The sequence below is a fragment of the Methylobacterium sp. yr668 genome, from assembly GCF_900116245.1.
GTDB lineage: Bacteria > Pseudomonadota > Alphaproteobacteria > Rhizobiales > Beijerinckiaceae > Methylobacterium.
This window is the reverse complement of the sequence record NZ_FOZY01000007.1, coordinates 273,459-296,926: the sequence shown is the minus strand read 5'-3', so window position 1 is coordinate 296,926 and position 23,468 is coordinate 273,459. Positions and strand designations below refer to the sequence as shown.

Genomic DNA, 23,468 nt, shown 5'->3' with positions numbered 1-23,468 from the left:
CAAGTCGGTCCAGTCCTGGATTGCGGCCGTTGGCGTAAGGACGGCCTACATCAGCCCTGGCTCGCCGTGGGAGAACGGATATGTCGAGAGCTTCAACGCACAGATACGCAACGAGCTGCTGAATGGCGAGATTTTTTACACGCTCAAGGAGGCGCAGATCATGATCGAGGGCTGGCGACGGCACTACAATACGGTTCGGCCGCATGGCGCATTGGGCTACCGGCCGCCCGCGCCAGAGGTGTTCGTGCCAGCTATAGCCGCTTGGCCGGCTGCACCGGCCAAGCTCGCCGTGGTCCAGCGACCGACACTGCACTAACTTTGACCTTGGACCACCTCGTGGGGGCCGATCAGAACCAGCCTTCCAAGCTGAATACCCGGGTTCGATTCCCGGTACCCGCTCCAAGCCCGCCGCGCGCCGCGCCTTCAGGCTCATCCGTCAGATCCCGTCAGGCGACGCCCGTGAAGAAGGTGGCGTAGCCGTCGTCGTTCACCCGGGCGAGATAGGCCCGGTACGGACCGTAGCCCGGCTCCTCCGGCCCGATCCGCCCGTACCCGTGCGCGCCCGCCTGCTCGGGCAGCAGCGCCAGGGGCGCCGCGGCCGGAGTCAGCTGCGTGCCGCGCCCGGCGTGGAGCGTCGTCAGGACCCCGTACATCTCGCCCTGGATGTTGGGGCGGCACAGCACCGCGAGGCGGTGCTGCCCGTGCCAGTTGGTCACGAGGTAGATCATGCCCGACTGGCTCGGCACGGCGACGCTGCCGGACTGCGCGAAGGGGGCGTCGAGCCGCTCGGCCTCGCGGAACACGAGGCGGGCCGCGTCCGCGTCCCAGGCGATCTCGGTGCGGTAGGCGAAGATCGCGCCCGCCGACCCGAACGAGGGCCGCAGGGTGAGGTAGCGCCCCTCGATCCAGGCGACGCTCTCCCGCGAGTAGGAGCCGAGCTCGTCGGGCGCGTGACGGGCCGCCTCCGGGGCCGGGCGCGCCGTCTCCTGGCGCAGGGACTGGCCCAAGGCTTCCTCCAGGCGGATCGTCGTCGCCAGGGTGAAGGGCCTGCGGCCGGCGAGCGCCTTCTCCAGGGTCGAGATGCTGATCCGGGCCTCCTCGGCCAGCGTCTGCCGCGAGATGCGCCGGCGGGCCAGCGCCTCGCGCACGGTCTGGGCAATGGCGCGGCTCTGCGCCTCGGACAGTTCGATCTCGCTCACAGGCACGGCTCGCACGGGCTTGACCCGCACAGATCCGCACGAAACCGCACATTCGCGCAAGCGCGGCCAAGCTGGCCGTCCACGCCGAGCGTCAGGAACGCTCCGGCTCCGGGGCCAGCTCGGTCTCGACGATAAGCCGGAGCGGGCCGGCCTGCAGCGCCTCCAGGGGCCAGCAGGTGACGAGGTCGAGATGCCGCCCCGGGGCCTGCGGGTCGATGCCCGAGGCATCCCAGCGGGCCACCCGCGTGCCGGTGACGCGGAAGCGCAGGGTTCGGCCGTCGCGGCCGGTCACCGTGACGGGATCGCCGGGCCCGAGCTGTCCCAGCACCCCGAACTGCGTGTCGCGGTGGGCGGCGATGACCGCGGTGCCGGGCGCGCCGGCCTCCGGGGTGCCGTCCAGGTGGCCGGGGCCGAAGGCCAGGGCCTGGCCGCTCCCGCCCCGCAGCACCACGAAGCTGCGGCCCGCGACGGTGAGCCGGGCGACCGGCTCGGTGTCGGCCCAGGGCCAGGGCCGGGCGGGCCGACCCTCGGCCAGGGTGCGGGCGAAGGCGCGCTCCAGCAGCAGCTGGGCCAGGGCGGCCTTGGCGGGGATCCAGGCGGCCTGCGCCGCGAGCCCGAGCCCCGCAAGGGTGAGGAGGGCCGCGAGGGCCCTCCCCAGTCCGGTCACCGTGCGCCGGCTCATCGCGCGTCCCCGGTCCGCCGGCCGCCGATCGTCAGGCCGGTGCCGAGCAGGAGACCCAGCAGGGCGAGGAGCAGGCCCAGGCCGAGCTGCGCCACGATGCCGGCCCCGGTCCGCGGCAGGTCGACCGCCGCGCCCTCGGCCCGGATCGGCACGATCCGCGCTGCCCCGTCGTCGGCGGGCGTGGCGCCCGGCCGGTCCGTGCCGAACACCTTGGCGAAGTCCCAGCCCGCCGGCAGGTTCAGCGGCAGGTCGGCGGCGACGAGGGGCGTGCCGGGCGCGCGGCGCGGCGTGGCGTCGACGGCCACGAGGCTGGTCAGCCGCGTCGTCAGGCCGTGCTCCAGGGCCAGCGCCAGGATCGCGGCGTCGGCCGCGTCCGCGCCGAGGCGCCCCGTGATGCGCGCCGTCTCGGTCTCGCCGATCCGGGAGCGCGCCCAGACCTTGGAGATGCCGGCGCCCGCACCCGCCTCGGCGAGGGGGAGCGTCCGGGTCCATGTCCGGCCGCCCACCCGGCCCGTGACGGTCACGGTCCCGCGGGCCGTTTCCTCGGCCGCTCCCGGCAGAAGCGCGGCGAAGACCAGCGGCTCGCCGCGATACAGGTCGGGCAGCGCGCCCGGCGTGACCTCGACGCCCGAGACCGAGAAGGTCGCGGTCAGGTCGGTGACGGCGGGTGATTCCAGCTTCTCGTAGAGCGCGCGGGTCCGCTCGCCGACCTGCGCGAGGTCGCGGATCTCGGTGAAGCTGCCGCGTCCGATCTCGGCGGCGTGGCGCATCAGGTGGCCGTTGGGCGCCGAGCCGATGCCGACCATGAACAGGCGCGTGCGCCCGAGATTGGCGTGGATCGCCGCGAAGATCCGCTCCTCGTCGCCGACGGCGCCGTCGGTAAGGAACACGACCTGCCGGACGCGCCCGTCCTCGGGGTGCGGGTCGGCGAGGGCCGCCTTGAGCGGCGCCAGCATCTCGGTGCCGCCGCGGGCTTCCAGGGCGGCGACGAAGGCCTGGGCCTGCGCCAGGGCCTCCGGCGTCGCCGGGACGGGCGCGGGATGAAGCGCGTCCCAGGTGTCGTCGAAGCGGATGACGTTGAAGCGGTCCGACGGGGTCAGGCGGGCGAGACCGGCGAGCAGCCCGGCCTTGGCCTGCCGCATCGAGGCGCCCGACATCGAGCCGGAATTGTCGATGACGAAGGTGACGTCGCGCGCCGGCCGGGCGGCCGTGTCGGTCTCGATCGCCGGCGGGCTCACGGCGGCCAGCAGGTAGGTCCGGCCCGCCACGGTCTCGCGGAACAGGCCGAGGCCGGGCACCCGGCTCGGGACCGGCGCCCAGGTCAGCTCGAGGTCGCGGTCGGCCGGGACGACGCCGTCGGCGAGCGTGACGGTCCGCGCCTCCGGGCCGGTCTCGGTCACGCGGATCGCGTGGGTCGCGCTGCGGACGTCACCGACGGGGAAGCCCGCCTGCAGCCGCACGGTGACGGCGACCGGATTGGTCGGCGACGACAGGGCCGGGTCGAGCACCGGCGGGCTGATCCGGGCGCGATCCGGAACCGGGTCGCGGGCCTCTCCGGCCACGCCGTCGAGGGAGACCGCGTCCACCGGGGCGGGGGCGGGATTGTAGCGGGGCGCGACCACCAGGGGCAGGCGCAGCGTCCGCGTCGCGCCCGAGACGGGGATCGTCTGCTGATAGGTGATCTGGACCACCACCGTCTCGCCGGGGCCGATATTGGCGACCGCGTTGGTGAAGACGTTGGGCCGCTCCTGCGCGGTCAGCGCCGCCGACTGCCCGGCCGCCTTCGCGGCCTCGTAGGCGCGCTTGGCCGCCGCCCGCTCGCGGATGTCGGCGACGATCACGCGGGAGCCGATGACGAGCTTCATCCCGTCGACGGCCGCGTCCTCCGGCAGGGGGTACACGTAGGTGCCCTCGACCCAGTCCGCCGTGACGTTGCGGAAGGCCTGGGTGACGGTGGCCCGGGCGGTCGGACCGCTGACGTCGACGCTGATGTCGGTCGCCAACTGGACGGCCTCGACCGGCGCGGTGCCGGCCGGCCCGCGCAGGGTGAGGCCGCCCCGGTCTCGGCCCGGCGCCGCGTGGGCCGAGGCCAGCATGATGAGCAGCGCCAGCAGCGCGAGGAAGAGCGGTGACAGCGCGGCGTTGCGGGGGGGCTCGACCGCGGATCGTGGAGTGAAGAACGGCATCGGGGAAACCTCCTGCACCGGCGGATCGATGCCGGCTCGCCGCTGAAGCTCCCGCGCCAGCCCCTCCGTCGCCACGAGAAGCTTCGCCCTTTTCCAGGCTCGGACCGCACCGGCCGGCCGTGCCCGGGCGGATCTGTGCGGAGCCGGTGCGGAGCTGTGCGTTCCGCGGCGCTTCCCAGCGAATCCGCTCTCGGCTTGACATATGCGCAATCTGCGTCTTAGTTATGCTCAACTTGAGTAGAAAGACCGATGACCGAGTCCGAGTTCCTGGCAGGCTACGATCCTGCGGCCTACGAGCGGCCCGCCCTGGCGGTCGATCTCGTCCTGCTGGGGATCCGGGCGGGCCGGCTCGCCGCCCTCCTGCTGCGGCGGGGCCAGCAGCCGCAGGCGGGCCTCTGGGCCCTGCCGGGCGGGTTCGTGGGCATCGCCGAGACCCTCGACGCCGCCGCGGAGCGCGTCCTGCGCGACAAGGCCGGCATCGGGCGGGCGCGGCTCGAGCAGCTCTACACCTTCGGCGCCGTTGATCGGGATCCGCGGATGCGGATCGTCTCGGTGGCCTACCTCGCGCTGCTGCCGGAGGCGGCCTTCGCCGAGGCCCTGGCGGGCGGCGCCGGACTCGCGGCGGCGGTGCTGGTCGTTCCCTGGGCGGGCGAGTCCGGCGGCGCGGTCTCGGCCGAGGCGGAGGATGGCGCCCCGCTCGATCTCGCCTTCGACCACGCCGACATCCTCGCGCTCGCCGTGAAGCGGCTGCGCGGCAAGCTCGACTACACGGATGTCGGCTTCGCGCTGCTCCCGGAGCACTTCACCCTCCGGCAGCTTCAGGACGTGCACGCGGCGATCCGCGGCGCGCCCCTCAACAAATCCGCCTTCCGGCGCCGCATGCGCGACCGGGGCTGGATCGCGCCGACGGGCGCCCGCGAGGCCGGGACGGCGTTCCGCCCCGCCGAACTCTTCCGCTTCGACAGGTCAGGCCAGTTCTAAGCCTTTGTTTCAGCGCGCTCTCTTGAGCCGAACCGGTATCCACTTCGGCGGAGAGCGCTTCGAGGAGCCCATCATGGCCACGGTCCGCAACATCGGTGTCATCGCCCAGCTCCGGAGCGAGGCGAGCAGCCACATCATCCGCTTCCGCAACGGCCGGGTCCGGCAGAGCGGGCGGGGTCTGGTCTTCTGGTTCCGGCCCGAGACCGCCAGCATCAGCGAGGTGCCGGTGGACGACCGCGAGATGACGCTCTTCGTCCGCGGCCGCAGCCGGGACTTCCAGACCGTCGTGGTCCAGGGGACGATCGGCTGGCACGTCGTCGATCCGGAGCTGCTGGCGAGCCGCGTCGACTTCTCGATCGACCTCCGAACCGGGCGCCTGCAGGGCGAGCCGATCGAGCGGATCGAGGCGCGCCTCGGCGGCATCGCCAGCCAGGCGGCGCTCCAGTATCTCGGGGCGAGCCCGATCGGCGCCCTCCTCGACGCGGGTCCGGAGCCGCTCCGCGCCGTGCTGGAACGGGTGCTGTCCGACGCCCCGGCGCTGGCCGAGATCGGCGTCGCGGCGGTGTCGGTGCGGCTCACCAACCTCGCGCCGACGAGCGAGCTGGAGCGCGCCCTGCAGACCCCGACCTTCGAGGCCCTGCAGCAGAAGGCCGACGAGGCGACCTTCGCGCGGCGCGCCCTGGCGGTCGAGAAGGAGCGCGCCATCGCGGAGAACGAGCTCGCCACGAAGGCCGAGCTGGCCCGGCGCGAGACCGTGCTGATCGCCCAGGAGGCCGAGAACGCCCGCGACCGTGCCGCCGGCGTCGCGGAGGCGCGGGGCCTGGAGGCGGCCGCGGAGGCCGAGCGGATCCGCCTCGTCGAGGGAGCCCGGGCCGACGCGGAGCAGCGCCGCGCCGCCGTCTACCGGGACATGCCGCCCGCCGTCCTGCTCGGGCTGGCGGCCCGGGAACTCGCCGGCAAGCTGGAGACGATCGAGCACGTCAACGTCACGCCCGACCTGCTGGCGGCCGTCCTCGGCGAGTTCCGGGGCGCGCTGTCCCCGCGGCTCGCGCCGCGCTGAGGAGGTCCGCCGTGCCGGCCATCACCCCCCGCGTGGTCTTCGTCATCCGCGACACGGAATACGAGCTGCTCATCGCCCGGCACGCGACCCGCGGCCAGGTCCGGTTCTTCCTGGAGAGCCGGGGCCAGACGCTCGCCGAGGTCGAGGCGCGCCACGCGCAATTCCAGGCCGTGCTCGCCGAGGCCCGGTCCGTCGTGCCGCTGGACTGGCGGCAGGCCCTGGTGCGGCGCCCCGACCTCGACCGCTTCCTGTTCGCCCCCGAGGACGTCGTCGTGGCGGTGGGGCAGGACGGGCTCGTGGCCAACGTCGCCAAGTACCTCGACGGGCAGCCGGTGGTCGGCGTCAACCCGGCGCCCGACCTCTACGACGGCGTGCTGGCCCGGGCGCGGGTCGAGGCCCTGCGCGCCCTGCTGCCCGCCAGCGCGGCCGGCGCCGCCCCCCTCCAGCGGCGCACCATGGTGCAGGCGACCTTCGACGGCGGCGAGCGGCTGCTCGCCCTGAACGAGATCTTCGTCGGCCATCGCAGCCACCAATCGGCGCGCTACCGCATCGACGACGGGGCGCGGGCGGAGGACCACTCGTCGAGCGGGCTGATCGTGGCCTCGGGCACCGGCCTGACCGGCTGGGCGCGCTCGATCAGCGAGGCGACGCACCTCACCGTGGAGGTCGGCATCGAGGAGGCGGCCTTCGGCTACTGGGTGCGCGAGCCGTTCCCGAGCGTCGCCACCGGCACCGACCTCCGCGGCGGCAAGTTCGCCGGATCGCCCCTCACCGTGGTGTCGCGGATGAACGAGGGCGGCGTGGTGTTCTCGGACGGGATCGAGCAGGATTTCGTGGCCTTCGACTGGGGGCGGCGGGTGAGCCTCGCCCCGGCCGACCGCACCTTCAACCTCGTGGCCGAGTAGCGCGGCGCCGACCGGGCGCCCGACGACCGCCTTTGCGGGAGGCTCGGGATGCTGCCCCAGGGCCCGCTCCGCGCGTTCTTCGCCCGCGCGGGATCGGCATTGTCCGAAGAGCCCGGCTGAATACGCCGGCGGCATTCCGCTGCTTTTGCGGGCGTCGGACCGGTCGATGCGACACCTTCGTCATCACGAGCGCAGCGAAGTGACCCAGGGCAGCGCCATGTCCGGAGGCGTGGCGCGGCTGGATTGCTTCGCTCCGCTCGCAATGACGGCGGTGCCGTTCCTCGACAGCGCCGACGGGTGAGGCGCGCCGCCAACACCGCAGGTTCCCGCGTCTGGCACGCTTCTTGGTTCGTATTCACCAGCGCAGCGTCGCCCCGGCGGCGGCTAGAGGTTGGCGTGCCGTCGATGTGGTGAGGTGCCGGGCGACCGGATCTCCGCGACTGCCTTGAGCCTGTCCCGAGCTCCGATCCCTCCGTTTCAGCACCGGCACGCGCCGTCCGGCGGATCGCGCGATCCGCCCTCTGAGGAGAGTCGATATGTGCGACCGTCACGGCGATTATCGCGTCCCGGATCTCACGCGGTTCAAGCCCAGTCGCAGGCGCTTCCTCGGCGGGACCGCCGCCGCGCTGACCCTGGCGGTGGGCCCGGGCCTGACCGGCCCGGCCGCGGCGGCCACCGGCATCCGCGCGACCCACGGCACCGGCTTCTGCAACCTCAACTTCTTCCTGGCCGAGGCGATGCAGCTCGCCAAGGATGACGGGCTGACGATCGACTTCGTCAACACGCCGACCTTCTCGGATCAGGTCACCTTCCTCGGCATGGGTCAGGTCGATGCCGGCGTGATGCCCTACACGAGCTTCATGGCCCTCTACGACGCGGGTGCTCCCGTGAAGATCGTGGCCGGCGGCGGCATCGAGGGCTGCGTGCTCGTGGCCCAGCCCGGCCTCGACAGCCCGGAGAAGCTCAAGGGCAAGACGCTCGGGACCTTCCAGCTCGATACGCTGGAGGTGCTGCCCTACGACTGGCTGAAGAGGAACGGTGTCGCCTTCAAGGACATCACCGTCCGCTACATGGGCTCGACCCCGGAGGCCGTGGAGGCGTTCCGCGCCGGGGCGCTGGACATCATCTCGACGATCGAGCCCTACGGCACGGCCCTGCTCACCGACGTGAAGGGCGCGGTGAAGCTCTCCGACGGGACCGACATCTACGGCAAGGGCTACACCGACTGTGTGCTGGCGGTCCGCAACGAGCTGATCGCCAAGAACCCGGCCGCCGTGAAGGCCCTGATCAAGGGCATGATGAAGGCCCAGGCGCTGGCGGAGGGCGACCCCCAGGCCGCCCTGAACAAGCTCGTCGGCTCCTACTACAAGACCTCGATGAGCAACGCCCAGCTCGCCATGGGCCGGCAGCCATCGGTGGTGGACGCCCGCAACCAGACGCAGTTCATCCTCGACCGGACCGATTCCGTCGCCGAGATGGGCTACATCAAGAAGAAGCCCGGCCGCGACGCGATCGACTGGACCCTGCTGGAACAGGTCATCGCCGAGAACTCGGACCTCTACGGCAAGCTCAAGCTGAAGTCGGCCTGAGCGGATGGCCACCTTCCTCGCCCGCGCCGCCGCCGTCCCGCAGGACCGGCCGCGCCTCCCGCTCGGTCAGCGCCTCGCGCTGCCCGAAGGGCTCGTCCCCCTGCTCCGCCGGACCGGCTGGATGCTGGTCTCGGTCGGCTGCTTCGCCGGCCTCTGGGAGCTGCTCTGGGCGCTCGGCATCGCCGACGCCAAGCTCCTGCCGCCGCCGCACATCTTCCTCGGCAACCTCGCCGAGCAGGCGCGCTTCTTCAACACCGCGCAGCGCTGGCAGATCGGCACCGGGATGAATACCGGCCCCAGCCCCGCCATGGCGGTGCTGATCACCGTGCTCGCCTCCACCGGCCGGGTGCTGGCGGGCCTCGCCCTGGCGGCCTCCCTGTCGATCCTCGTCGGCGTGGCGATCCGCTACTTCAAGCTGTTCGAGCGGCTGACCCTGCCGACCATCACACTCCTGGCGCCGGTCTCGCCGATCGCTTGGCTGCCGGTGGCGATCTTCATGTTCGGGATCGGCAACGCCCCGGCGATCTTCATGGTGTTCATCGCCCTGTTCTTCACGATGGTGCTCTCGACCATCCAGCAGATCGACGGAGTCAACCGCAACTACATCAACGTCGCCCGGACCATGGGGGCGTCGAAGCGCCAGATCTACGCCCGGGTGATCGTCCCGGCGATCCTGCCGGGGCTGCTCGCGGTGCTGCGCCTCAACCTGTTCGGCGCCTGGATGGTGGTGCTCGTCGCCGAAGCGACCGGCGTCGGCTACGGGCTCGGCCAGGTGATCATGCTGGCGCGCAACACCTTCAACCCGTCGCTCGTCTTCTTCACCATCACGCTGATCGGCCTGCTCGGCTTCGCCTTCGACCTGCTGTTCCGGCTGGTCCAGCGGCGGCTGCTGTACTGGCTGCCGCGCGACGCGGGGTCCTCCATTGGCCTCTGATCCCGCATCCGAGGACGCCGTCTCGTGCCGCGGCGTCGCCAAGGTCTGGGCGGCCGGCACCGCCCGCGCCCACGAGGCCCTGCGCGACATCGACCTCACCGTGCGGCCCGGCGAGTTCGTGGTGTTCCTCGGCCCCTCGGGCTGCGGGAAGAGCACGCTGCTCTACCTGATCGCCGGGCTCGAACCCGCCTCCGGGGGCGAACTCCTGGCCTTCGGCGAACCGGTCACCGGTCCGTCGCCGGAGCGCAGTCTGATCTTCCAGGAGACCTCGCTGCTGCCCTGGCTCAGCGTCTGGCAGAACGTCAGCTTCGGCCTGTCGCTGAAGGGCGTGCCGGAGGCCGAGCGGCGGAGCGTCGCCCGGGCCGCGCTCCAGCGCGTCGGCCTCGCCGAGGCCTTCGACAAGCGGCCGGACGAGCTGTCCGGCGGCATGCGCCAGCGCGTGGCGGTGGCGCGGGCGCTGGCCATGCGCCCGAAGGTACTGCTGATGGACGAGCCCTTCGCGGCGCTCGACGTCCAGACCCGCCAGAAGATGCAGGACTTCCTGCTCGACGTCTGGCGCGACAGCGGCGCCTCGGTGCTGTTCGTGACCCACCACATCGACGAGGCGGTGGCGCTCGCCGACCGGGTGGTGGTGTTCACCGCCCGCCCCGGGCGGATCAAGACGATCGTCCGCAACGACCTCGCCCGCCCGCGCGACCCGTTCTCGCCCGAGGCGGAGGCCTTGCGGCGGCACCTCACCGAGCTCCTGCGCGACGAGGTCGACCGGGCCTTCGCCGAGCAGGAAGCGCTCGTCTGACCCCCTCCCCCAACACGGACACGACCATGGCCACATCGCTGATCCGCAGCCGGCGGATGATCACCCGCACCCTCGACCACGATCGCTGGGAGGAGATCGCCGACGGCGCGGTTCTTCAGAAGGACGGGGTCATCGCCGCGGTCGGCACCTACGCGGACCTGCACGCCCGCTATCCCGACGCACCCGTGATCGGGTCCGGCCGCGAGATCCTGCTGCCGGGCTTCGTCAACGGCCACCACCATGTCGGCCTGACGCCGGTGCAGCTCGGCTCCCCCGACATGCCCCTGGAGCTGTGGTTCGTCACCCGCATGGTGGCACGCAACCTGAACCTCTACCTCGACACCCTGTACTCGGCCTTCGAGATGGTCGGCTCCGGGATCACCACGGTCCAGCACATCCACGGCTGGATGCCCGGCAGCCTGGAGGAGGTCGAGGCGCGCTCCAACGAGGTGCTGCGCGCCTACCGCGACATCGGCATGCGGGTCTCGTACTGCTTCGCGGTCCGCGATCAGAACCGCCTCGTCTACCAGGCCGATAGGGACTTCGTGGCGAGCCTGCCGGCGCCGCTGCAGGACCCGATGAAGCGCTGGTTCGAGCGCTTCCAGATGTCCCTGGAGGACAACTTTTCGCTGTTCCGCAGCCTGCATAGCGGCCAGGCCGGAGCCGCGCGGGCCAAGATCCAGCTCGCGCCCGCCAACCTGCACTGGTGCTCGGACGCGGCCCTCGAGGGGCTGGCCGGCCTGTCCGAATCCTACGACGTGCCGATGCACATGCACCTCGTCGAGACCGCTTACCAGAAGGCTTACGCGGAGAAGCGCGGTGGCGGGACCGCGGTCGAGTACCTCGACCGGTTCGGCATGCTGGGGCCCCGCCTGACGCTCGGCCACGGGGTCTGGCTCAACGAGTCCGACATCGACCGGGTGGCGGCGACCGGCACCTGCATCTGCCACAACTGTTCCTCGAACTTCCGGCTGCGCTCCGGCGTGGCGGCGCTCAACCGCTTCGAGGCGAAGGGGATCAACACGGCGATCGGCCTCGACGAGGCGGGCATCAACGACGACCGCGACATGCTGCAGGAGATGCGCCTCGTGCTGCGCGCCCACCGGGTGCCCGGCATGGACGAGGCCGACGTGCCGAGCATGGCGCAGGTGCTGCGCATGGCGACCGTCGGAGGCGCCCGCACCACCCCCTACGGCGACAGCCTCGGCACGATCGAGGTCGGCAAGGGCGCCGACATGGTCCTGATCGACTGGGACCAGATCGCCTACCCGTATCTCGACCCGGAGACGCCGCTCCTCGACGCGGTGATCCAGCGGGCCAAGACCGGTGGCGTCACCGCGGTTCTGTGCGAGGGTGAGGTGCTCTACGCGGACGGCCGCTTCACCCGGGTCGATCGCGACGCCGCCCTGAAGGCGCTCCACGACGACCTGTCGCGGGCGCTCTCGGACGACGAGGTCGAGCGGCGCCAGCTGTCGAAGGCGCTGCTCCCCCACGCGCGGCGCTTCTACGCCGACTACATCGACCCGTCGCGGCACGAGCCGTTCTACCGCCCGAGCTCGCGCGTCTGACGGCGCGGGCCCGGGCCGGGCCTCAGCGGACCAGGCAGGGCTTCTTGTTGTCGAAGGTCCAGCCGGGGATCAGGAACTGCATGGCGGCCGCGTCGTCGCGGGCGCCGAGGCCGTGGTCGCGGTAGAGGGCGTGGGCCTCCTCCACCGCCGACATGTCGAGCTCGATGCCGAGGCCCGGCCGCTCCGGCACCCGCACGAGGCCGCCGCGGATCGCCAGCGGCTCCCTGGTCAGGCGCTCGCCGTCCTGCCAGATCCAGTGGGTGTCGATCGCCGTGACGTTGCCGGGCGCCGCCGCGGCCACGTGGGTGAACATCGCGAGCGACACGTCGAAGTGGTTGTTCGAGTGCGAGCCCCAGGTCAGGCCGTGGTCGCGGCACAGCTGGGCCACCCGGACCGAGCCGGCGAGCGTCCAGAAATGCGGGTCGGCCAGCGGGATGTCGACGGCGCCGAGCTGGATCGCGTGGTTCATCTGGCGCCAGTCGGTGGCGATCATGTTGGTGGCGGTGGGCAGGCCGGTGGCGCGGCGGAACTCGGCCATGATCTCGCGGCCCGAGAAGCCGCCCTCGGCGCCGCAGGGGTCCTCAGCGTAGGCGAGGACGTGGCCCTGGCCCTTGCAGAGGCGGATCGCCTCCGCGAGGGACCACGCGCCGTTCGGGTCGAGCGTCACGCGGGCCTTGGGGAAGCGCTCGTGGATCGCGGTAACCGCGGCGATCTCCTCCTCGCCGCGCAGGACGCCGCCCTTCAGCTTGAAGTCGTTGAAGCCGTACTGGTCGTAGGCGGCCTCGGCGAGCCGGGCCACGGCCTCGGGGGTCAGCGCCTCCTCGTCGCGCAGACGGAACCAGCCGTCGCGGGCCGTCGGCGCGCGGTAGCCGAGATCGGTGCGGGTGCGGTCGCCGACGTAGAACAGGTAGCCCAGCATCTCGACGGCGTCGCGCTGCTGGCCCTCGCCCAGGAGCGCCGCGACCGGCACGTCGAGGTACTGGCCGAGCAGGTCGAGGAAGGCCGATTCGACGGCCGTGACCGCGTGGATGGTGATGCGCAGGTCGAAGGTCTGCAGGCCGCGCCCGCCGACGTCGCGGTCGGCGAAGCGCGTCCGCATGGCGTTGAGCACCGCGTTCCAGGCGCCGAGCGGCTGCCCGACGACGAGGTCCCGGGCATCCTCCAGGGTCTTGCGGATGCCCTCGCCGCCGGGGACCTCGCCGAGGCCAGTGGCGCCGGTGGAGTCGGTCAGGATCACGAGGTTGCGGGTGAAGTACGGGCCGTGCGCGCCCGAGAGGTTGAGCAGCATGCTGTCGTGGCCGGCCACCGGCACGACCTTCATGGCGGTCACGGTCGGCGTGTGGCGGGCGGCGTGGCGACTGTCATTCAGCATGGCGTCCTCCTCGGGGGCCCCCGGCCGGTCTGCGCCGGGCGCGAGGCGGGATCGTTGCGGGGCCGGACCGGCCGGGGCCGGTCCGGCGTGCGGGTCAGTGGGCCTTGAGCTCGACGCGGCGGATCTCGCCGACCACCACGAGGTAGCAGAAGCAGGCGACGAGGGCGTTCAGGCCGACGAAGACCAGGGCGCCGTTGAACGAGCCCGTGCTCTGGACGATGTAGCCGATCGCGATCGGCGTGGTGATGCCGGCGGTGTTGCCGAAGGTGTTGAACAGGCCGCCCGAGAGGCCGCCGCTCTCCCGGGGCGAGGTGTCGGCGACGACCGCCCAGCCGAGCGCGCCGATGCCCTTGCCGAAGAAGGCGAGCGCCATCAGGCCGACCACCAGGGCGTCCGCCTGGACGTAGTTGCAGCCGATGATGCTCATCGACAGCAGCATGCCACCGACGATCGGGATCTTGCGGGCCGCCGTCAGCGAGAAGCCGCGGCGCAGGAGCATGTCGGAGATCACACCCCCGAGGATGCCGCCGATGAACCCGCACAGCGCCGGCAGCACCGCCGCGAAGCCGGCCTGCAGGATCGACAGGCCGCGCTCCTTGACGAGGTAGACCGGGAACCACGTCAGGAAGAAGTAGGTCAGCACGGTGATGCAGTACTGGCCGATATAGATGCCGAGCAGCATCCGGTTGGCGAGCAGCTGGCGCAGCGTCCGGCCGGCATCGCCCTGCTTGCTCCGGCTCTGGCCGTCCATGTCGAGCAGGGCGCCGCCGGCCTCGATGTAGTCCCGCTCCGCCTGGTTCATCGACGGGTGGTTCTTCGGGCTGTCGACCACGCGCAGCCAGAGGACCGCGAACGCGATGCCGAGCAGGCCCATGCTGGTGAAGACGTGGTGCCAGCCGAAGTTGTGGACGATCCACGCCATCAGCGGCGTGAACAGCACCGTGGCGAAGTACTGCGCCGAGTTGAAGAACGCCGAGGCCATGCCGCGCTCGCGGGTCGGGAACCACGCGGCGACGATCCGGGCGTTGGCGGGGAAGACCGGCGCCTCGGTGAGGCCGACGGCGAGCCGCAGGGCGAAGAGCAGCACCACGGCGGTCAGGCCGGTGAAGAAGCCGACGGCGCCCTGGACCAGCGTGAAGGCCGACCAGAGGGCGACGGCGGCGGCGTAGACCCACTTGACGCTGTAGCGGTCGAGGAGCCAGCCGCCCGGGATCTGGGCGAGGACGTAGGACCACGCGAAGGCCGAGAAGACGTAGCCCATCTGGACCGGCGAGAGGCCGAGTTCCTTGGCCATGTCGGGGCCGGCGATCGAGATCGTCGCGCGGTCGGCGTAGTTGATGGTGGTCGCGGCGAACAGCATCGCGACGATCAGCAGGCGGACGCGGGTGCGGCGACCCGCGTCGGCGGCGGCGAGCAGGGTGCTCGGCGCGCCGGTCGAACTGGCACTCATGGACGTTCTCCCAGGCTCGTCGCCGCCCGGTTGATCCGGGAGGCGGGTCGTGGCCGCCGTTGGCTCGGCGGGTCTGTCTTGGGTGTCGAGGCGGGGGCTCAGCGGCGGTCGCCGATCAGGGCCGTCAGCTCGGCGCGCTCGGCCGCGTCGAGCTCGGTCAGCGGCGGCCGGACCGGGCCGGCGTGGCGGCCGACGGCGCTCATGCCCGCCTTGACGATCGAGACCGCGTAGCCGCGCTTGCGGTTGCGGATCGCGATGTAGGGGAGGACGAAGTCGCGCAGCTCCCGGTAGACCGCGTCGCGGTCCCGGCGGCGGACGCTGTCGTAGAAGGACAGCGCCCATTCGGGCAGGAAGTTGAAGATCGCCGAGGAGTAGGTGGTGACGCCCATCTCCAGGTACGGCAGCGCGAAGGTCTCGGCGGTGGGCAGGCCGCCGACATAGGTCAGGCGGTCGCCCAGAGCGGCGTAGACCCGGGTCATCAGCTCGACGTCGCCGACGCCGTCCTTGAAGCCGACGAGGTTCGGGCAGCGCTCGCACAGGCCGGCGAGCGTCTGCTCGTTGAGCTGGGCGTTGGCGCGGTTGTAGACGATGACGCCGAGCGAGGTCGCGCGGCAGACCGCCTCGATATGGGCGGCGAGACCGGCCTGCTCGGAGCCGACGAGGTAGGGCGGCAGCAGCAGGATCCCGTCCGCGCCGGCGGCCTCGGCGGCCCGGGCCATCTCGACCGCCAGGGCGGTACCCTGGCCGGCGGGGGCGATGACCGGGGTCCGGCCGCGGGTCTCCTCGACGGCGGCGCGCAGGACGCGGTCGATCTCGACGGGCGTCAGCGAGAAGAACTCGCCGGTGCCGCCGGCGGCGAACAGGCCCGAAACCCTGTAGTCGGCCAGCCGCCCGAGATTGTCCCGGTAGGCGGTCTCGTCGAAGCTGAGATCGTCGCGGAAATGCGTGACCGGGAAGGACAGCAGGCCGGAGCCCAGCACGCGCGCCATCTCGGCCGGGGTCATGCTCGCCATCGATTCTCTCCCTGGAACGCACCGTTCGGTGTCGCGTCCGGGGTTAGGCGCCGGCGTTAAATGCGTCCAACGTTGATTTTGGCTGGATTATCCCGGATCCTGCATCAATGTTCGATCTCGGCCATGCCCGCAGCTTCGTCGCCGTCGCCGAGGAGATGCATTTCGGCCGGGCCGCGGCCCGGCTGCACCTGACCCAATCGCCCCTGTCGCGGCAGATCCAGATGCTGGAGCAGACGCTGGGCGTGACGCTGCTGGAGCGGACCACCCGGGCGGTGCGCCTGACCCCGGCGGGCCGCACCTTCCTGGCCGAGGCCTACCGGGTGCTGGCGGCGGCCGAGAACGCCGCGCGCATCACGCGGCGCGCCGCGCGGGGTGAGAGCGGGGTGCTGCGCCTCAGCTTCACCGCCGCCTCGGCCTACCGGACGCTGCCGCAGGTCGTCGCCCATGTCCGCCGGACGCTGCCCGAGGTCGACCTCGTGCTGGAGGAGATGGTCTCGGACGAGCAGATCCTGGCGCTGGGCGAGAACCGCACCGATCTAGCGATCCTGCGGCCGGCGCCGGTCCTGCAGGATCCGAAATCCGCGATCGCCACCGCGCCGCTGGCGCGCGAGCGGCTCCTGCTCGCGGTCCCGCGCGGGCACCGCCTCGCGGCGGCGCGCGCCCCGACCCTGCGGGACCTCGACGGCGAGGCCTTCGTGACGTGGTCACCCCGGGGCGGGCGCTACTTCATCGACCTGCTCGACCGTCTGTTCGAGGCGGGGGGCGTGCAGCCGCGGATCGTGCAGCGGGTGAACCAGGTCCACGCGATGCTGGCCCTCGTCGGCGCCGGCATCGGCGTCGCGCTGGTGCCGGGCAGCGCCCGGGGCAACAGCATGGCCGACATCCGGCTCCGGCCGATCGCCCTGCCGGCCACGACCGGGCCGGAGCTGTGGCTCGCGTGGCGCAGCGACAACGCCAATCCCTGCCTGCCCTCGGTGCGGGCGGCGGCGCTGGAGACCGGCGAGGCGTGACGGCCGGCACCGGCCTGGAAAGTCGGTGCGGCCGGCCATAGGCTGCCCGCTCGCCCCGCTTCCGGTCGCGCAGCCGGCCGGGGCCGCCCCTCCCGGATCAGGCAGGCACCATGAGAGTTTCGGCCGACCTCTGCATCGTGCCGATGGGCGTCGGCCCGTCGGTCTCGCCCTACGTCCGCGAGATCAAGGGGATCATCGAGGCGAGCGGCCTCACCGCCACGATGCATCCCAACGGCACGAACATCGAGGGCGAGCTGTCGGAGATCTGCGCGCTGGCGGAGCGGTGCGAGGCGAAGCTCGCCGAGCTCGGCGTCCAGCGGACCTTCTTCACGCTGATCTTCTCGACGCGCCGCGACAAGGACCAGTCGATGGCCGACAAGCTCGCCGCGGTCTCCTGACCGCGACCGCCGCGGCGCGTCATCCCGGGGTCGTTCTCCGAACCCGCGCCGAATGAGGTGCGGGTCCCCGCTCGTGCGGGAGAGGGGGCGCGTCGCGGCTGGCTCGACCGGTGACGCGTCCTCCGGACCGTCGCGGCGCGAACGAGAAAAGCCCTAGCCGTGGCAGGCGCAGCCGGCGTGCTCGCAGCCGGCGTGATCCTTGTGGCCGTTCGCGCAGTCGTCGCAGCAATAGGCCTTGCCGTCCCGCGACACGGCCTTGGCGACCGGGATCACGCAGACGCAGTCCTGGCAGGCGCACTTCACCATCTCGACGTCGACGCTGGCCATGATTTCCTCCTCCGGCGGGACAGTCCGCATGTCGACGTTAGAGCCGCTGCGGCGGCGAGGAAACCCTTCTCCGGGCGCGGTGACGCGCCCGTGATCCCATTCGCCCGCTCGCGCGTTCCCCAGGTCCGGTGCTCGCTGCGCCGGGTGGAGGGCGCCATGGCCGATCAGAACACCGACGACGTCCGGATCGAGCCCTATGACGGGCCTGCGGGCGGCTGGGGCTCGGCCCGCTCCCTCGTCGAGATCCTGACCCGCGAGGGCGTACCGGTCACCGGGTCGGCGATGCTGCTCAAGCAGAACAAGCCGGACGGCTACATGTGCACCTCCTGCGCCTGGGCGAAGCCCGCCAAGCCGCTGGCGTTCGAGTATTGCGAGAACGGCGCCAAGGCCACGGCCTGGGAGCAGACGCGCCGCCGCGCGACGCCGGACTTCTTCGCCGCGCACACGGTGACGGAGCTTCTCGGCTGGAGCGACTACGCCCTGGAGGAGCAGGGCCGCCTGACCCACCCGATGTGCTACGACCCGGCGACGGACCGCTACCGGCCCGTCGCCTGGGCGGAGGCCCTGGCCGAGATCGGCCGGGAGCTGAAGGAGCTGCGCGCGCAGGACCCGCGGTCGGTGGTGTTCTACGCCTCCGGCCGGGCGTCGCTGGAGACGAGCTACATGTGGGCCCTGCTCGCGCGGCTCTACGGCAACAACAACCTGCCCGATTCCTCCAACATGTGCCACGAGCCGACTTCGGTGGCGCTGCCGCAGTCGATCGGTGCGCCGGTCGGCACGGTGCTGCTGGAGGATTTCGAGACCACCGACCTGATCTTCTTCTTCGGACAGAACGTCGGGTCGAACTCGCCGCGGATGCTGCACCCGCTCCAGGAGGCGCGGCGCCGGGGTGCGCAGATCATCACCTTCAACCCGCTGCGCGAGCGCGGGCTGGAGCGCTTCACCGACCCGCAATCGCCGGTCGAGATGCTCACCCGCTCGTCCACGAAGATCTCGACGCAGTACCATCAGGTGAAGGCCGGCGGCGACCTCGCGGCGCTCACCGGGCTGTGCAAGGCGCTGATCGCCCTCGACCGGGCCGCGGAGGCCGCCGGCCGGCCGCGGGTGCTCGACCACGCCTTCATCGCCGAGCACACCCACGGCTTCGAGACCTTCGTCGCCTTCTGTGACGGTCAGGACTGGGCCGCGCTGGAGCGGCGTTCCGGCCTCACCCGGACTGCCCTGGAGGCCGCCGCCGAGGTCTACGCCCGCGCGAAGGCGGTGATCGGCATCTACGGGATGGGCCTGACCCAGCACCGCAAGGGCACCGAGACCGTCCGGATGCTCGTGAACCTGCTGCTGCTGCGCGGCAATATCGGGAAGCCCGGAGCCGGGATCTGCCCGGTGCGGGGCCACTCGAACGTGCAGGGCCAGCGCACCGTCGGCATCACCGAGAAGCCGGAGCTGGCGCCGCTGGACAAGCTGCGGGAACTCTACGGCTTCGAGCCGCCGCGGGAGAAGGGCCTCAACACCGTCGAGACCTGCGAGGGCGTCCTCGACGGGCGTGTGAAGGCGTTCATCGGGCTCGGCGGCAATTTCCTGCGGGCCGTGCCCGACACCGCCCGGATGGAACCGGCCTGGCGGCGGCAGCGGCTCACCGTGCAGATCTCGACCAAGCTCAACCGCTCGCACCTCGTGACCGGCGCCGTCGCCTACATCCTGCCCTGCCTAGGCCGGATCGAGATCGACCGGCAGGCGAGCGGCCCGCAGGCCGTATCGATGGAGAGCTCCACCGCCCAGTTCCACGGCTCGCGGGGCGTGGCCGACCCGGTCGGACCGCACCTGCGCTCCGAGCCCTGGATCGTGGCGGAGATCGCCAAGGCGACCCTGCCGCCCAATCCCCGCATCGACTGGGATGCCTGGGTCGGCGACTACGCCCGTGTGCGCGACGCGATCGAGGCGACCTATCCGAGCGTGTTCCACGACCTGAACGGCCGCATGTTCCACCCGGGCGGCCTGCTGAAGCCGCTGGGCGCCCGCGACCGCAAGTGGGAGACCGACACCGGCAGGGCGAATTTCGCGGTCCCCGAGGGCCTGGAGGCCGATCCGGACCTGCCCGACCGGGGTCCGGAGGTGCTCGACCTCATCACGCTGCGCTCGAACGACCAGTTCAACACCACGGTCTACGGCTACGACGACCGCTTCCGCGGGGTGAAGGGCACCCGGGACGTCCTGTTCATGAACCGCCGGGACATCGCGCGGCTGGGGCTGAGGGACGGGATCAGCGTCGACGTGGCGACCGAGGCGGACGACCAGGTGACGCGGCGCGTCGGCGGGCTGCGGGTGATCGCCTACGACATCCCCGAGGGCAACTGCGCCGGATACTACCCGGAGCTCAACGTCCTGCTGCCGCTCTGGCACTACGACGAGCAGTCCAAGACTCCCGCCGCCAAGGCGATCACCGTGCGGGTGACGGCCGCGACCGCCGCACCCTGAGCGGAGCGTCTGGCGTCCGGTCGCGCCTTCCGGCAAGGAACGACCATGGACCAGGCGACTCCTCCCGACGCGCGACCGGACGCTCCGGTGGAATCGCGGCTGCGCGCGCTCGTCGGCCGGATCGCCGCCGGGGCGCCCCTGCGCGAGCCGGGCGCGGACCTGTCGCAGCTGCACGCCGGGCCGGGCGCCCTCGCGGATGTGCCGGATGCCGGCCTCGTCACCGACGCCGAATCCGGCGGCCTAGCGCTCGTCGGCGCCGACTTGTCCCGCGCCCGCATGGAGGAGGCCGATCTCTCCGGCGCGAACCTGCGCGGGGCGAGCCTGTCCGGCGCGGTCGGGCGCTCGACCCGCTTCACCGGGGCGATCCTGGAGGCGGCCGACCTGTCGGAGGCCGATCTCTCGGGGGCTGACTTCACCGGCATCGTCGCCGGGCAGGTGAAGTTCGCCGGGGCGATGCTGGAGGATGCCCGGTTCGGCCAGGCGGCGATGCGCTTCGCCGACCTGTCCGGCGCCTTGCTCGACGGGACCGACTTCGCCGGCGCCGATCTGTGGGGCGCGGATTTCTCCGGGGCGGACGCGGATGACACGGTCTTCCGCGGGGCGCGGCTCGACGAGGCCAAACTCGCCGACGCCAACCTGACCCACGCGGATTTCGCCGAGGCCAGCCTGACCAAGGCGAGCCTCGCCGGCTCGCGGCTGCGGGGCGCGCACTTCACCGGCGCGAAGCTCGACGGCGCCGATCTCTCGGGGGCGGATCTCTCCGACACCGACCTCGTGCGGCTCAACCTCGCGACCTGCCGGCTGCGGCACGCGCGCTTCGCCGGCGCGTGGCTGAACGGCACGCGGATGAGCGTGGAGCAGCTCGGCGGCGCGGTCGGCGAGGAGGTGGCCGGCGCCTACGACGCCGCCCAGGCCAGCTACCTCGCCCTGGAGCAGAACTGGAAGAGCATCGGCAGCCACGACGCGGCGAGCTGGGCCTACAAGCGCGGCCGCCGGATGGGCCGGTTCCATGCCGGGCAGCAGGCCCGCGCCGCCTGGTCCGACCGGGACTGGTCCGGATTCCTGCGGCACGGCTATCGCTGGACTGCCGACCGCTTCGTCGAGTGGCTGTGCGATTACGGCGAGAGCCTGTCGCGCATCGCCCGCGCCTTCGCGCTGCTGATCGTGCTGTTCGGCGGGCTCTTCGGCCTGACGGGCGGCCTGTTCATCGTGGAGGGACCGGAGGCCGGGCCGACCTACAATCCCCTCGATCTCTTGAGCTACAGCGCGCTCAACATGATGACCGCGAACCCGCCCGAGATCGGCCTGAAGCCCACCGGCCGCGTCACCAACCTGCTGGTCGGCATCGAGGGCGGCGTCGGCATCATCCTGATGGGGCTGTACGGCTTCGTCCTCGGCAACCGCCTGCGGCGGTGACCCCGATCGCGTCCGGGCCGCTCAGTCGTTCACGCTGAGCCGCTCGATGACGAGGCTCAGATCCTTGCGCAGGGCGCGGATCTCCGGCTCGCTGAGTTCGAGCTGGCACATCACGCTCTCGCGGACCGAGACCGCATCGGCGCGCAGGGCGGCGCCTTCTGGCGTCAGGGCGATCTCGACCTCGCGCTCGTCCGACTGGCGCCGGGTCCGGAGCAGGAAGCCCGCGCTCTCCAGGCGCTTGAGCACCGGTGTCAGCGTGCCGGAATCGAGGCGCAGGCGCCGGCCGATCTCCGAGACCGTGACGCCGTCCTGTTCCCAGAGCACCAGCAGGACCAGATATTGCGGATAGGTCAGTCCGAGCCGCTCGAGCAGCGGCCGGTACGACTTGGTCATCCGATGCGCGGCAGCATAGAGCGCGTAGCAGAGCTGGTTATCGAGAAGCAGCGGATCCGTCTCCGGCTGCGCCTCAGCCGTATCGGCAGTATACGCCATATCGTTCGCCCATCGCGGTCCACGCACCGCCATTCTCGACCGCGACCGCGGGTTCGTCACCATACCATAACACGGGATACCGGCGCGCAAGCTCCGGTCGTCCGGCCCGTTCTCTTAACAACCCTATGGGGTTCGTCTCGGTGTTCGTCCCCCGCCCGCGACGGGCGGGAGCGCCGCCAGGCTGTCGAGGAAGCCGGCCTCGTCCTCGAGCGTCCGGAGATCGAGGCGGACGGCCTCGTCGCTGATCCGGCCGATCACCGGCACGGGGAGCCGGCGCAACTCCTCGGCGAGCCGCCGGCACCGGCCGCCCGCGCCGCGGCTGCCCGCCGAGGCCGGCGTCAGGACCAGGGCGGCGCTGGGCAGAGTCTCCACCGGCAGTGCGCCGGATCCGATCTGGCTGATGCACTCGGCGACCGTGACCGCGGCGCGGCCGGCGAGCCGCTCCGCCACCGCGGGGGCGAGGCGCTCGGCCTGGGCGGCGATGCTGTCGCGGTCGCGGGTGAGGAGCCGCAGGGTCGGGAGCTCCGCGCGCAGCCGCTCCGGGTGCAGGTAGAGCCGCAGAACGGCCTCGAGGGCCGCGTAGGTCATCTTGTCGACGCGCAGGGCCCGCTTCAGCGGATTCTTTCGCACGCGGGCGATCAGGTCCTTCCGGCCGGCCACGATGCCGCACTGGACCGCGCCGAGCAGCTTGTCGCCGCTGAAGGTGACGACGTCGGCCCGCTCCAGGGCGGCGCGGATGGTGGGCTCGGGGGGCAGCCCGTAGGCCGCGAGGTCGACGAGGCTGCCGCTGCCGAGATCGTCCGCCAGCGGCACGCCGCGCTCCCGGCAGAGGGCGTGGAGGGCCACGGGATCGGCTACCGCGGTGAAGCCCGCGATGGCGTAGTTGCTCGGATGCACCTTCATCACGAGGCCGGTGCGGGGTCCGAGGGCCTCCGCGTAGTCGCGCAGGTGGGTGCGGTTGGTGGTGCCGACCTCGCGCAGGCGGCAGCCGGCCCGCACCATCACGTCGGGCACCCGGAACGAGCCGCCGATCTCCACGAGTTCGCCGCGGGAGACCACGACCTCCTTGCGCATGGCGAGCGCGTTCAGCACCAGCAGCACCGCGGCCGCGTTGTTGTTGACGACCACCGCGGCCTCGGCGCCGGTCAGGCGGCAGATCAGGGCCTCGACATGGTCGTCCCGCTCGCCGCGGGCGCCGGTCTCGAGATCGAACTCGAGGTTGCTCGCCTGCACCATCACGGCGGCCACGGCCTCCGCGGCCGAGCGGGGCAGCAGGGCGCGGCCGAGATTGGTGTGCAGCACCGTGCCGGTCAGATTGAAGACCGGCCGCAGCGACGGCCGGCGCTCGGCGGCGAGCCGCGCCGACGCCGCGGCCCGGATCGACTCCGCGTCCGGGACGGGGCCGCCCCCGGCCCGGATCTCGGCCAGCACCGCCCGGATCGCGTCCGTGAAGGCCGTCCGCCCGTAGGTCTCGAGCTCCGCCGCCGACGCGCCGCCGACGAGGCGCTCCACCGCGGGAATCCGGCGCGGGGACGGCGCCGGGTCGTCGGCCTGCGGGGTGGGGACGGGCGCGTTCATGGCAGGCCAGAGATAACCATCCCGGTGCACGGAGCCA

Annotated in this window: 22 protein-coding genes; 13 read left to right on the top strand and 9 right to left on the bottom strand. The window is 72.1% G+C overall.

From position 1 onward, the window contains the following. A partial coding sequence (locus tag BM419_RS12110; protein WP_139257063.1) for an integrase core domain-containing protein occupies nucleotides 1-316 on the top strand: 316 nt, incomplete at its 5' end. A gap of 130 nt (nucleotides 317-446) precedes the next feature. Here BM419_RS12110 and BM419_RS12105 read toward each other — a convergent pair. From BM419_RS12105 to BM419_RS12095, 3 genes are all read right to left on the bottom strand, one after another. Beyond that, complete coding sequence (locus BM419_RS12105) at nucleotides 447-1,199, bottom strand: helix-turn-helix domain-containing protein (RefSeq protein WP_056531588.1); 753 nt, start codon at nucleotides 1,197-1,199, stop codon at nucleotides 447-449. A gap of 91 nt (nucleotides 1,200-1,290) precedes the next feature. Beyond that, nucleotides 1,291-1,881, bottom strand: a complete 591-nt coding sequence (locus BM419_RS12100; RefSeq protein WP_091926565.1) for a class GN sortase — start codon at nucleotides 1,879-1,881, stop codon at nucleotides 1,291-1,293. Continuing rightward, nucleotides 1,878-4,067: a marine proteobacterial sortase target protein gene (locus BM419_RS12095; protein WP_091926583.1), complete on the bottom strand. Its 2,190-nt coding sequence runs from the start codon at nucleotides 4,065-4,067 to the stop codon at nucleotides 1,878-1,880. Before BM419_RS12095 ends, BM419_RS12100 begins: the two co-directional genes overlap by 4 nt. A gap of 249 nt (nucleotides 4,068-4,316) precedes the next feature. Here BM419_RS12095 and BM419_RS12090 point away from each other — a divergent pair, with 249 nt between their 5' ends. From BM419_RS12090 to BM419_RS12060, 8 genes are all read left to right on the top strand, one after another. Beyond that, nucleotides 4,317-5,048, top strand: a complete 732-nt coding sequence (locus BM419_RS12090; RefSeq protein ID WP_091926564.1) for an NUDIX hydrolase — start codon at nucleotides 4,317-4,319, stop codon at nucleotides 5,046-5,048. 73 nt (nucleotides 5,049-5,121) lie between these two features. After that, entirely contained in the window at nucleotides 5,122-6,108 is a 987-nt protein-coding gene (locus BM419_RS12085; protein WP_091926563.1) for an SPFH domain-containing protein, read from the top strand. Between the two features lie 11 nt (nucleotides 6,109-6,119). Beyond that, a complete protein-coding gene (locus BM419_RS12080; RefSeq protein WP_091926562.1) occupies nucleotides 6,120-7,013 on the top strand; it encodes an NAD(+)/NADH kinase in 894 nt (297 codons plus the stop codon). Nucleotides 7,014-7,179: 166 nt separating this feature from the next. Further along, the gene (locus BM419_RS33220; RefSeq protein WP_280141963.1) at nucleotides 7,180-7,314 is read left to right on the top strand and encodes a hypothetical protein; all 135 of its coding nucleotides are present in this window, start codon (nucleotides 7,180-7,182) and stop codon (nucleotides 7,312-7,314) included. A gap of 235 nt (nucleotides 7,315-7,549) precedes the next feature. Continuing rightward, the gene (locus BM419_RS12075) at nucleotides 7,550-8,602 is read left to right on the top strand and encodes an ABC transporter substrate-binding protein (RefSeq protein WP_091926561.1); all 1,053 of its coding nucleotides are present in this window, start codon (nucleotides 7,550-7,552) and stop codon (nucleotides 8,600-8,602) included. Nucleotides 8,603-8,606: 4 nt separating this feature from the next. Further along, nucleotides 8,607-9,536, top strand: coding sequence for an ABC transporter permease (locus BM419_RS12070; RefSeq protein WP_091926560.1), 930 nt, complete (start codon nucleotides 8,607-8,609; stop codon nucleotides 9,534-9,536). After that, complete coding sequence (locus tag BM419_RS12065) at nucleotides 9,526-10,332, top strand: ABC transporter ATP-binding protein (protein ID WP_091926559.1); 807 nt, start codon at nucleotides 9,526-9,528, stop codon at nucleotides 10,330-10,332. The genes BM419_RS12070 and BM419_RS12065 overlap by 11 nt, the downstream gene beginning before the upstream one ends. Before the next feature lie 26 nt (nucleotides 10,333-10,358). Continuing rightward, on the top strand, nucleotides 10,359-11,900 hold the full coding sequence (locus BM419_RS12060; RefSeq protein ID WP_091926558.1) for an amidohydrolase family protein: 1,542 nt from the start codon (nucleotides 10,359-10,361) through the stop codon (nucleotides 11,898-11,900). Nucleotides 11,901-11,922: 22 nt separating this feature from the next. On the opposite strand, the gene gudD is transcribed toward BM419_RS12060, so the two are convergent. From gudD to kdgD, 3 genes are all read right to left on the bottom strand, one after another. Beyond that, the gene (gene gudD, locus BM419_RS12055; protein ID WP_091926557.1) at nucleotides 11,923-13,272 is read right to left on the bottom strand and encodes a glucarate dehydratase; all 1,350 of its coding nucleotides are present in this window, start codon (nucleotides 13,270-13,272) and stop codon (nucleotides 11,923-11,925) included. A 94-nt stretch (nucleotides 13,273-13,366) separates the two neighbouring features. After that, nucleotides 13,367-14,722: an MFS transporter gene (locus BM419_RS12050; RefSeq protein WP_091926556.1), complete on the bottom strand. Its 1,356-nt coding sequence runs from the start codon at nucleotides 14,720-14,722 to the stop codon at nucleotides 13,367-13,369. A gap of 98 nt (nucleotides 14,723-14,820) precedes the next feature. Continuing rightward, the gene (gene kdgD / locus BM419_RS12045) at nucleotides 14,821-15,735 is read right to left on the bottom strand and encodes a 5-dehydro-4-deoxyglucarate dehydratase (RefSeq protein WP_042673399.1); all 915 of its coding nucleotides are present in this window, start codon (nucleotides 15,733-15,735) and stop codon (nucleotides 14,821-14,823) included. Nucleotides 15,736-15,842: 107 nt separating this feature from the next. On the opposite strand from kdgD, the gene BM419_RS12040 reads away from it, so the two are divergent. Together BM419_RS12040 and BM419_RS12035 are read left to right on the top strand one after the other, a co-directional pair. Beyond that, a complete protein-coding gene (locus BM419_RS12040) occupies nucleotides 15,843-16,745 on the top strand; it encodes a LysR family transcriptional regulator (protein ID WP_091926555.1) in 903 nt (300 codons plus the stop codon). Nucleotides 16,746-16,855: 110 nt separating this feature from the next. Further along, on the top strand, nucleotides 16,856-17,143 hold the full coding sequence (locus tag BM419_RS12035) for an MTH1187 family thiamine-binding protein (protein WP_091926554.1): 288 nt from the start codon (nucleotides 16,856-16,858) through the stop codon (nucleotides 17,141-17,143). Between the two features lie 153 nt (nucleotides 17,144-17,296). On the opposite strand, the gene BM419_RS12030 is transcribed toward BM419_RS12035, so the two are convergent. Beyond that, nucleotides 17,297-17,470, bottom strand: a complete 174-nt coding sequence (locus tag BM419_RS12030; protein ID WP_020090747.1) for a metallothionein — start codon at nucleotides 17,468-17,470, stop codon at nucleotides 17,297-17,299. A gap of 156 nt (nucleotides 17,471-17,626) precedes the next feature. Between BM419_RS12030 and BM419_RS12025 the strand changes: the two genes are divergently transcribed. Continuing rightward, on the top strand, nucleotides 17,627-19,945 hold the full coding sequence (locus BM419_RS12025) for an FdhF/YdeP family oxidoreductase (RefSeq protein WP_091926553.1): 2,319 nt from the start codon (nucleotides 17,627-17,629) through the stop codon (nucleotides 19,943-19,945). Nucleotides 19,946-19,990: 45 nt separating this feature from the next. Beyond that, entirely contained in the window at nucleotides 19,991-21,361 is a 1,371-nt protein-coding gene (locus BM419_RS12020) for a pentapeptide repeat-containing protein (protein ID WP_091926552.1), read from the top strand. A 21-nt stretch (nucleotides 21,362-21,382) separates the two neighbouring features. Here the strand turns inward: BM419_RS12020 and BM419_RS12015 are convergent, their stop codons facing one another. Continuing rightward, the gene (locus tag BM419_RS12015; RefSeq protein WP_056531559.1) at nucleotides 21,383-21,853 is read right to left on the bottom strand and encodes a MarR family winged helix-turn-helix transcriptional regulator; all 471 of its coding nucleotides are present in this window, start codon (nucleotides 21,851-21,853) and stop codon (nucleotides 21,383-21,385) included. Nucleotides 21,854-21,976: 123 nt separating this feature from the next. Continuing rightward, complete coding sequence (gene selA / locus BM419_RS12010) at nucleotides 21,977-23,431, bottom strand: L-seryl-tRNA(Sec) selenium transferase (RefSeq protein WP_091926551.1); 1,455 nt, start codon at nucleotides 23,429-23,431, stop codon at nucleotides 21,977-21,979. Nucleotides 23,432-23,468 lie beyond the last annotated feature (37 nt).

What these genes read in the sequence shown, in the direction of transcription:
- BM419_RS12100 (WP_091926565.1), bottom strand. Translation starts at nt 1,881, where the DNA reads ATGAGCCGGCGCACGGTGACCGGACTGGGGAGGGCCCTCGCGGCCCTC.
- BM419_RS12095 (WP_091926583.1), bottom strand. Translation starts at nt 4,067, where the DNA reads ATGCCGTTCTTCACTCCACGATCCGCGGTCGAGCCCCCCCGCAACGCC.
- BM419_RS12090 (WP_091926564.1), top strand. Translation starts at nt 4,317, where the DNA reads ATGACCGAGTCCGAGTTCCTGGCAGGCTACGATCCTGCGGCCTACGAG.
- BM419_RS12085 (WP_091926563.1), top strand. Translation starts at nt 5,122, where the DNA reads ATGGCCACGGTCCGCAACATCGGTGTCATCGCCCAGCTCCGGAGCGAG.
- BM419_RS33220 (WP_280141963.1), top strand. Translation starts at nt 7,180, where the DNA reads ATGCGACACCTTCGTCATCACGAGCGCAGCGAAGTGACCCAGGGCAGC.
- BM419_RS12075 (WP_091926561.1), top strand. Translation starts at nt 7,550, where the DNA reads ATGTGCGACCGTCACGGCGATTATCGCGTCCCGGATCTCACGCGGTTC.
- BM419_RS12070 (WP_091926560.1), top strand. Translation starts at nt 8,607, where the DNA reads ATGGCCACCTTCCTCGCCCGCGCCGCCGCCGTCCCGCAGGACCGGCCG.
- BM419_RS12060 (WP_091926558.1), top strand. Translation starts at nt 10,359, where the DNA reads ATGGCCACATCGCTGATCCGCAGCCGGCGGATGATCACCCGCACCCTC.
- gudD (WP_091926557.1), bottom strand. Translation starts at nt 13,272, where the DNA reads ATGCTGAATGACAGTCGCCACGCCGCCCGCCACACGCCGACCGTGACC.
- BM419_RS12050 (WP_091926556.1), bottom strand. Translation starts at nt 14,722, where the DNA reads ATGAGTGCCAGTTCGACCGGCGCGCCGAGCACCCTGCTCGCCGCCGCC.
- kdgD (WP_042673399.1), bottom strand. Translation starts at nt 15,735, where the DNA reads ATGGCGAGCATGACCCCGGCCGAGATGGCGCGCGTGCTGGGCTCCGGC.
- BM419_RS12040 (WP_091926555.1), top strand. Translation starts at nt 15,843, where the DNA reads ATGTTCGATCTCGGCCATGCCCGCAGCTTCGTCGCCGTCGCCGAGGAG.
- BM419_RS12035 (WP_091926554.1), top strand. Translation starts at nt 16,856, where the DNA reads ATGAGAGTTTCGGCCGACCTCTGCATCGTGCCGATGGGCGTCGGCCCG.
- BM419_RS12030 (WP_020090747.1), bottom strand. Translation starts at nt 17,470, where the DNA reads ATGGCCAGCGTCGACGTCGAGATGGTGAAGTGCGCCTGCCAGGACTGC.
- BM419_RS12025 (WP_091926553.1), top strand. Translation starts at nt 17,627, where the DNA reads ATGGCCGATCAGAACACCGACGACGTCCGGATCGAGCCCTATGACGGG.
- BM419_RS12020 (WP_091926552.1), top strand. Translation starts at nt 19,991, where the DNA reads ATGGACCAGGCGACTCCTCCCGACGCGCGACCGGACGCTCCGGTGGAA.
- BM419_RS12015 (WP_056531559.1), bottom strand. Translation starts at nt 21,853, where the DNA reads ATGGCGTATACTGCCGATACGGCTGAGGCGCAGCCGGAGACGGATCCG.
- selA (WP_091926551.1), bottom strand. Translation starts at nt 23,431, where the DNA reads ATGAACGCGCCCGTCCCCACCCCGCAGGCCGACGACCCGGCGCCGTCC.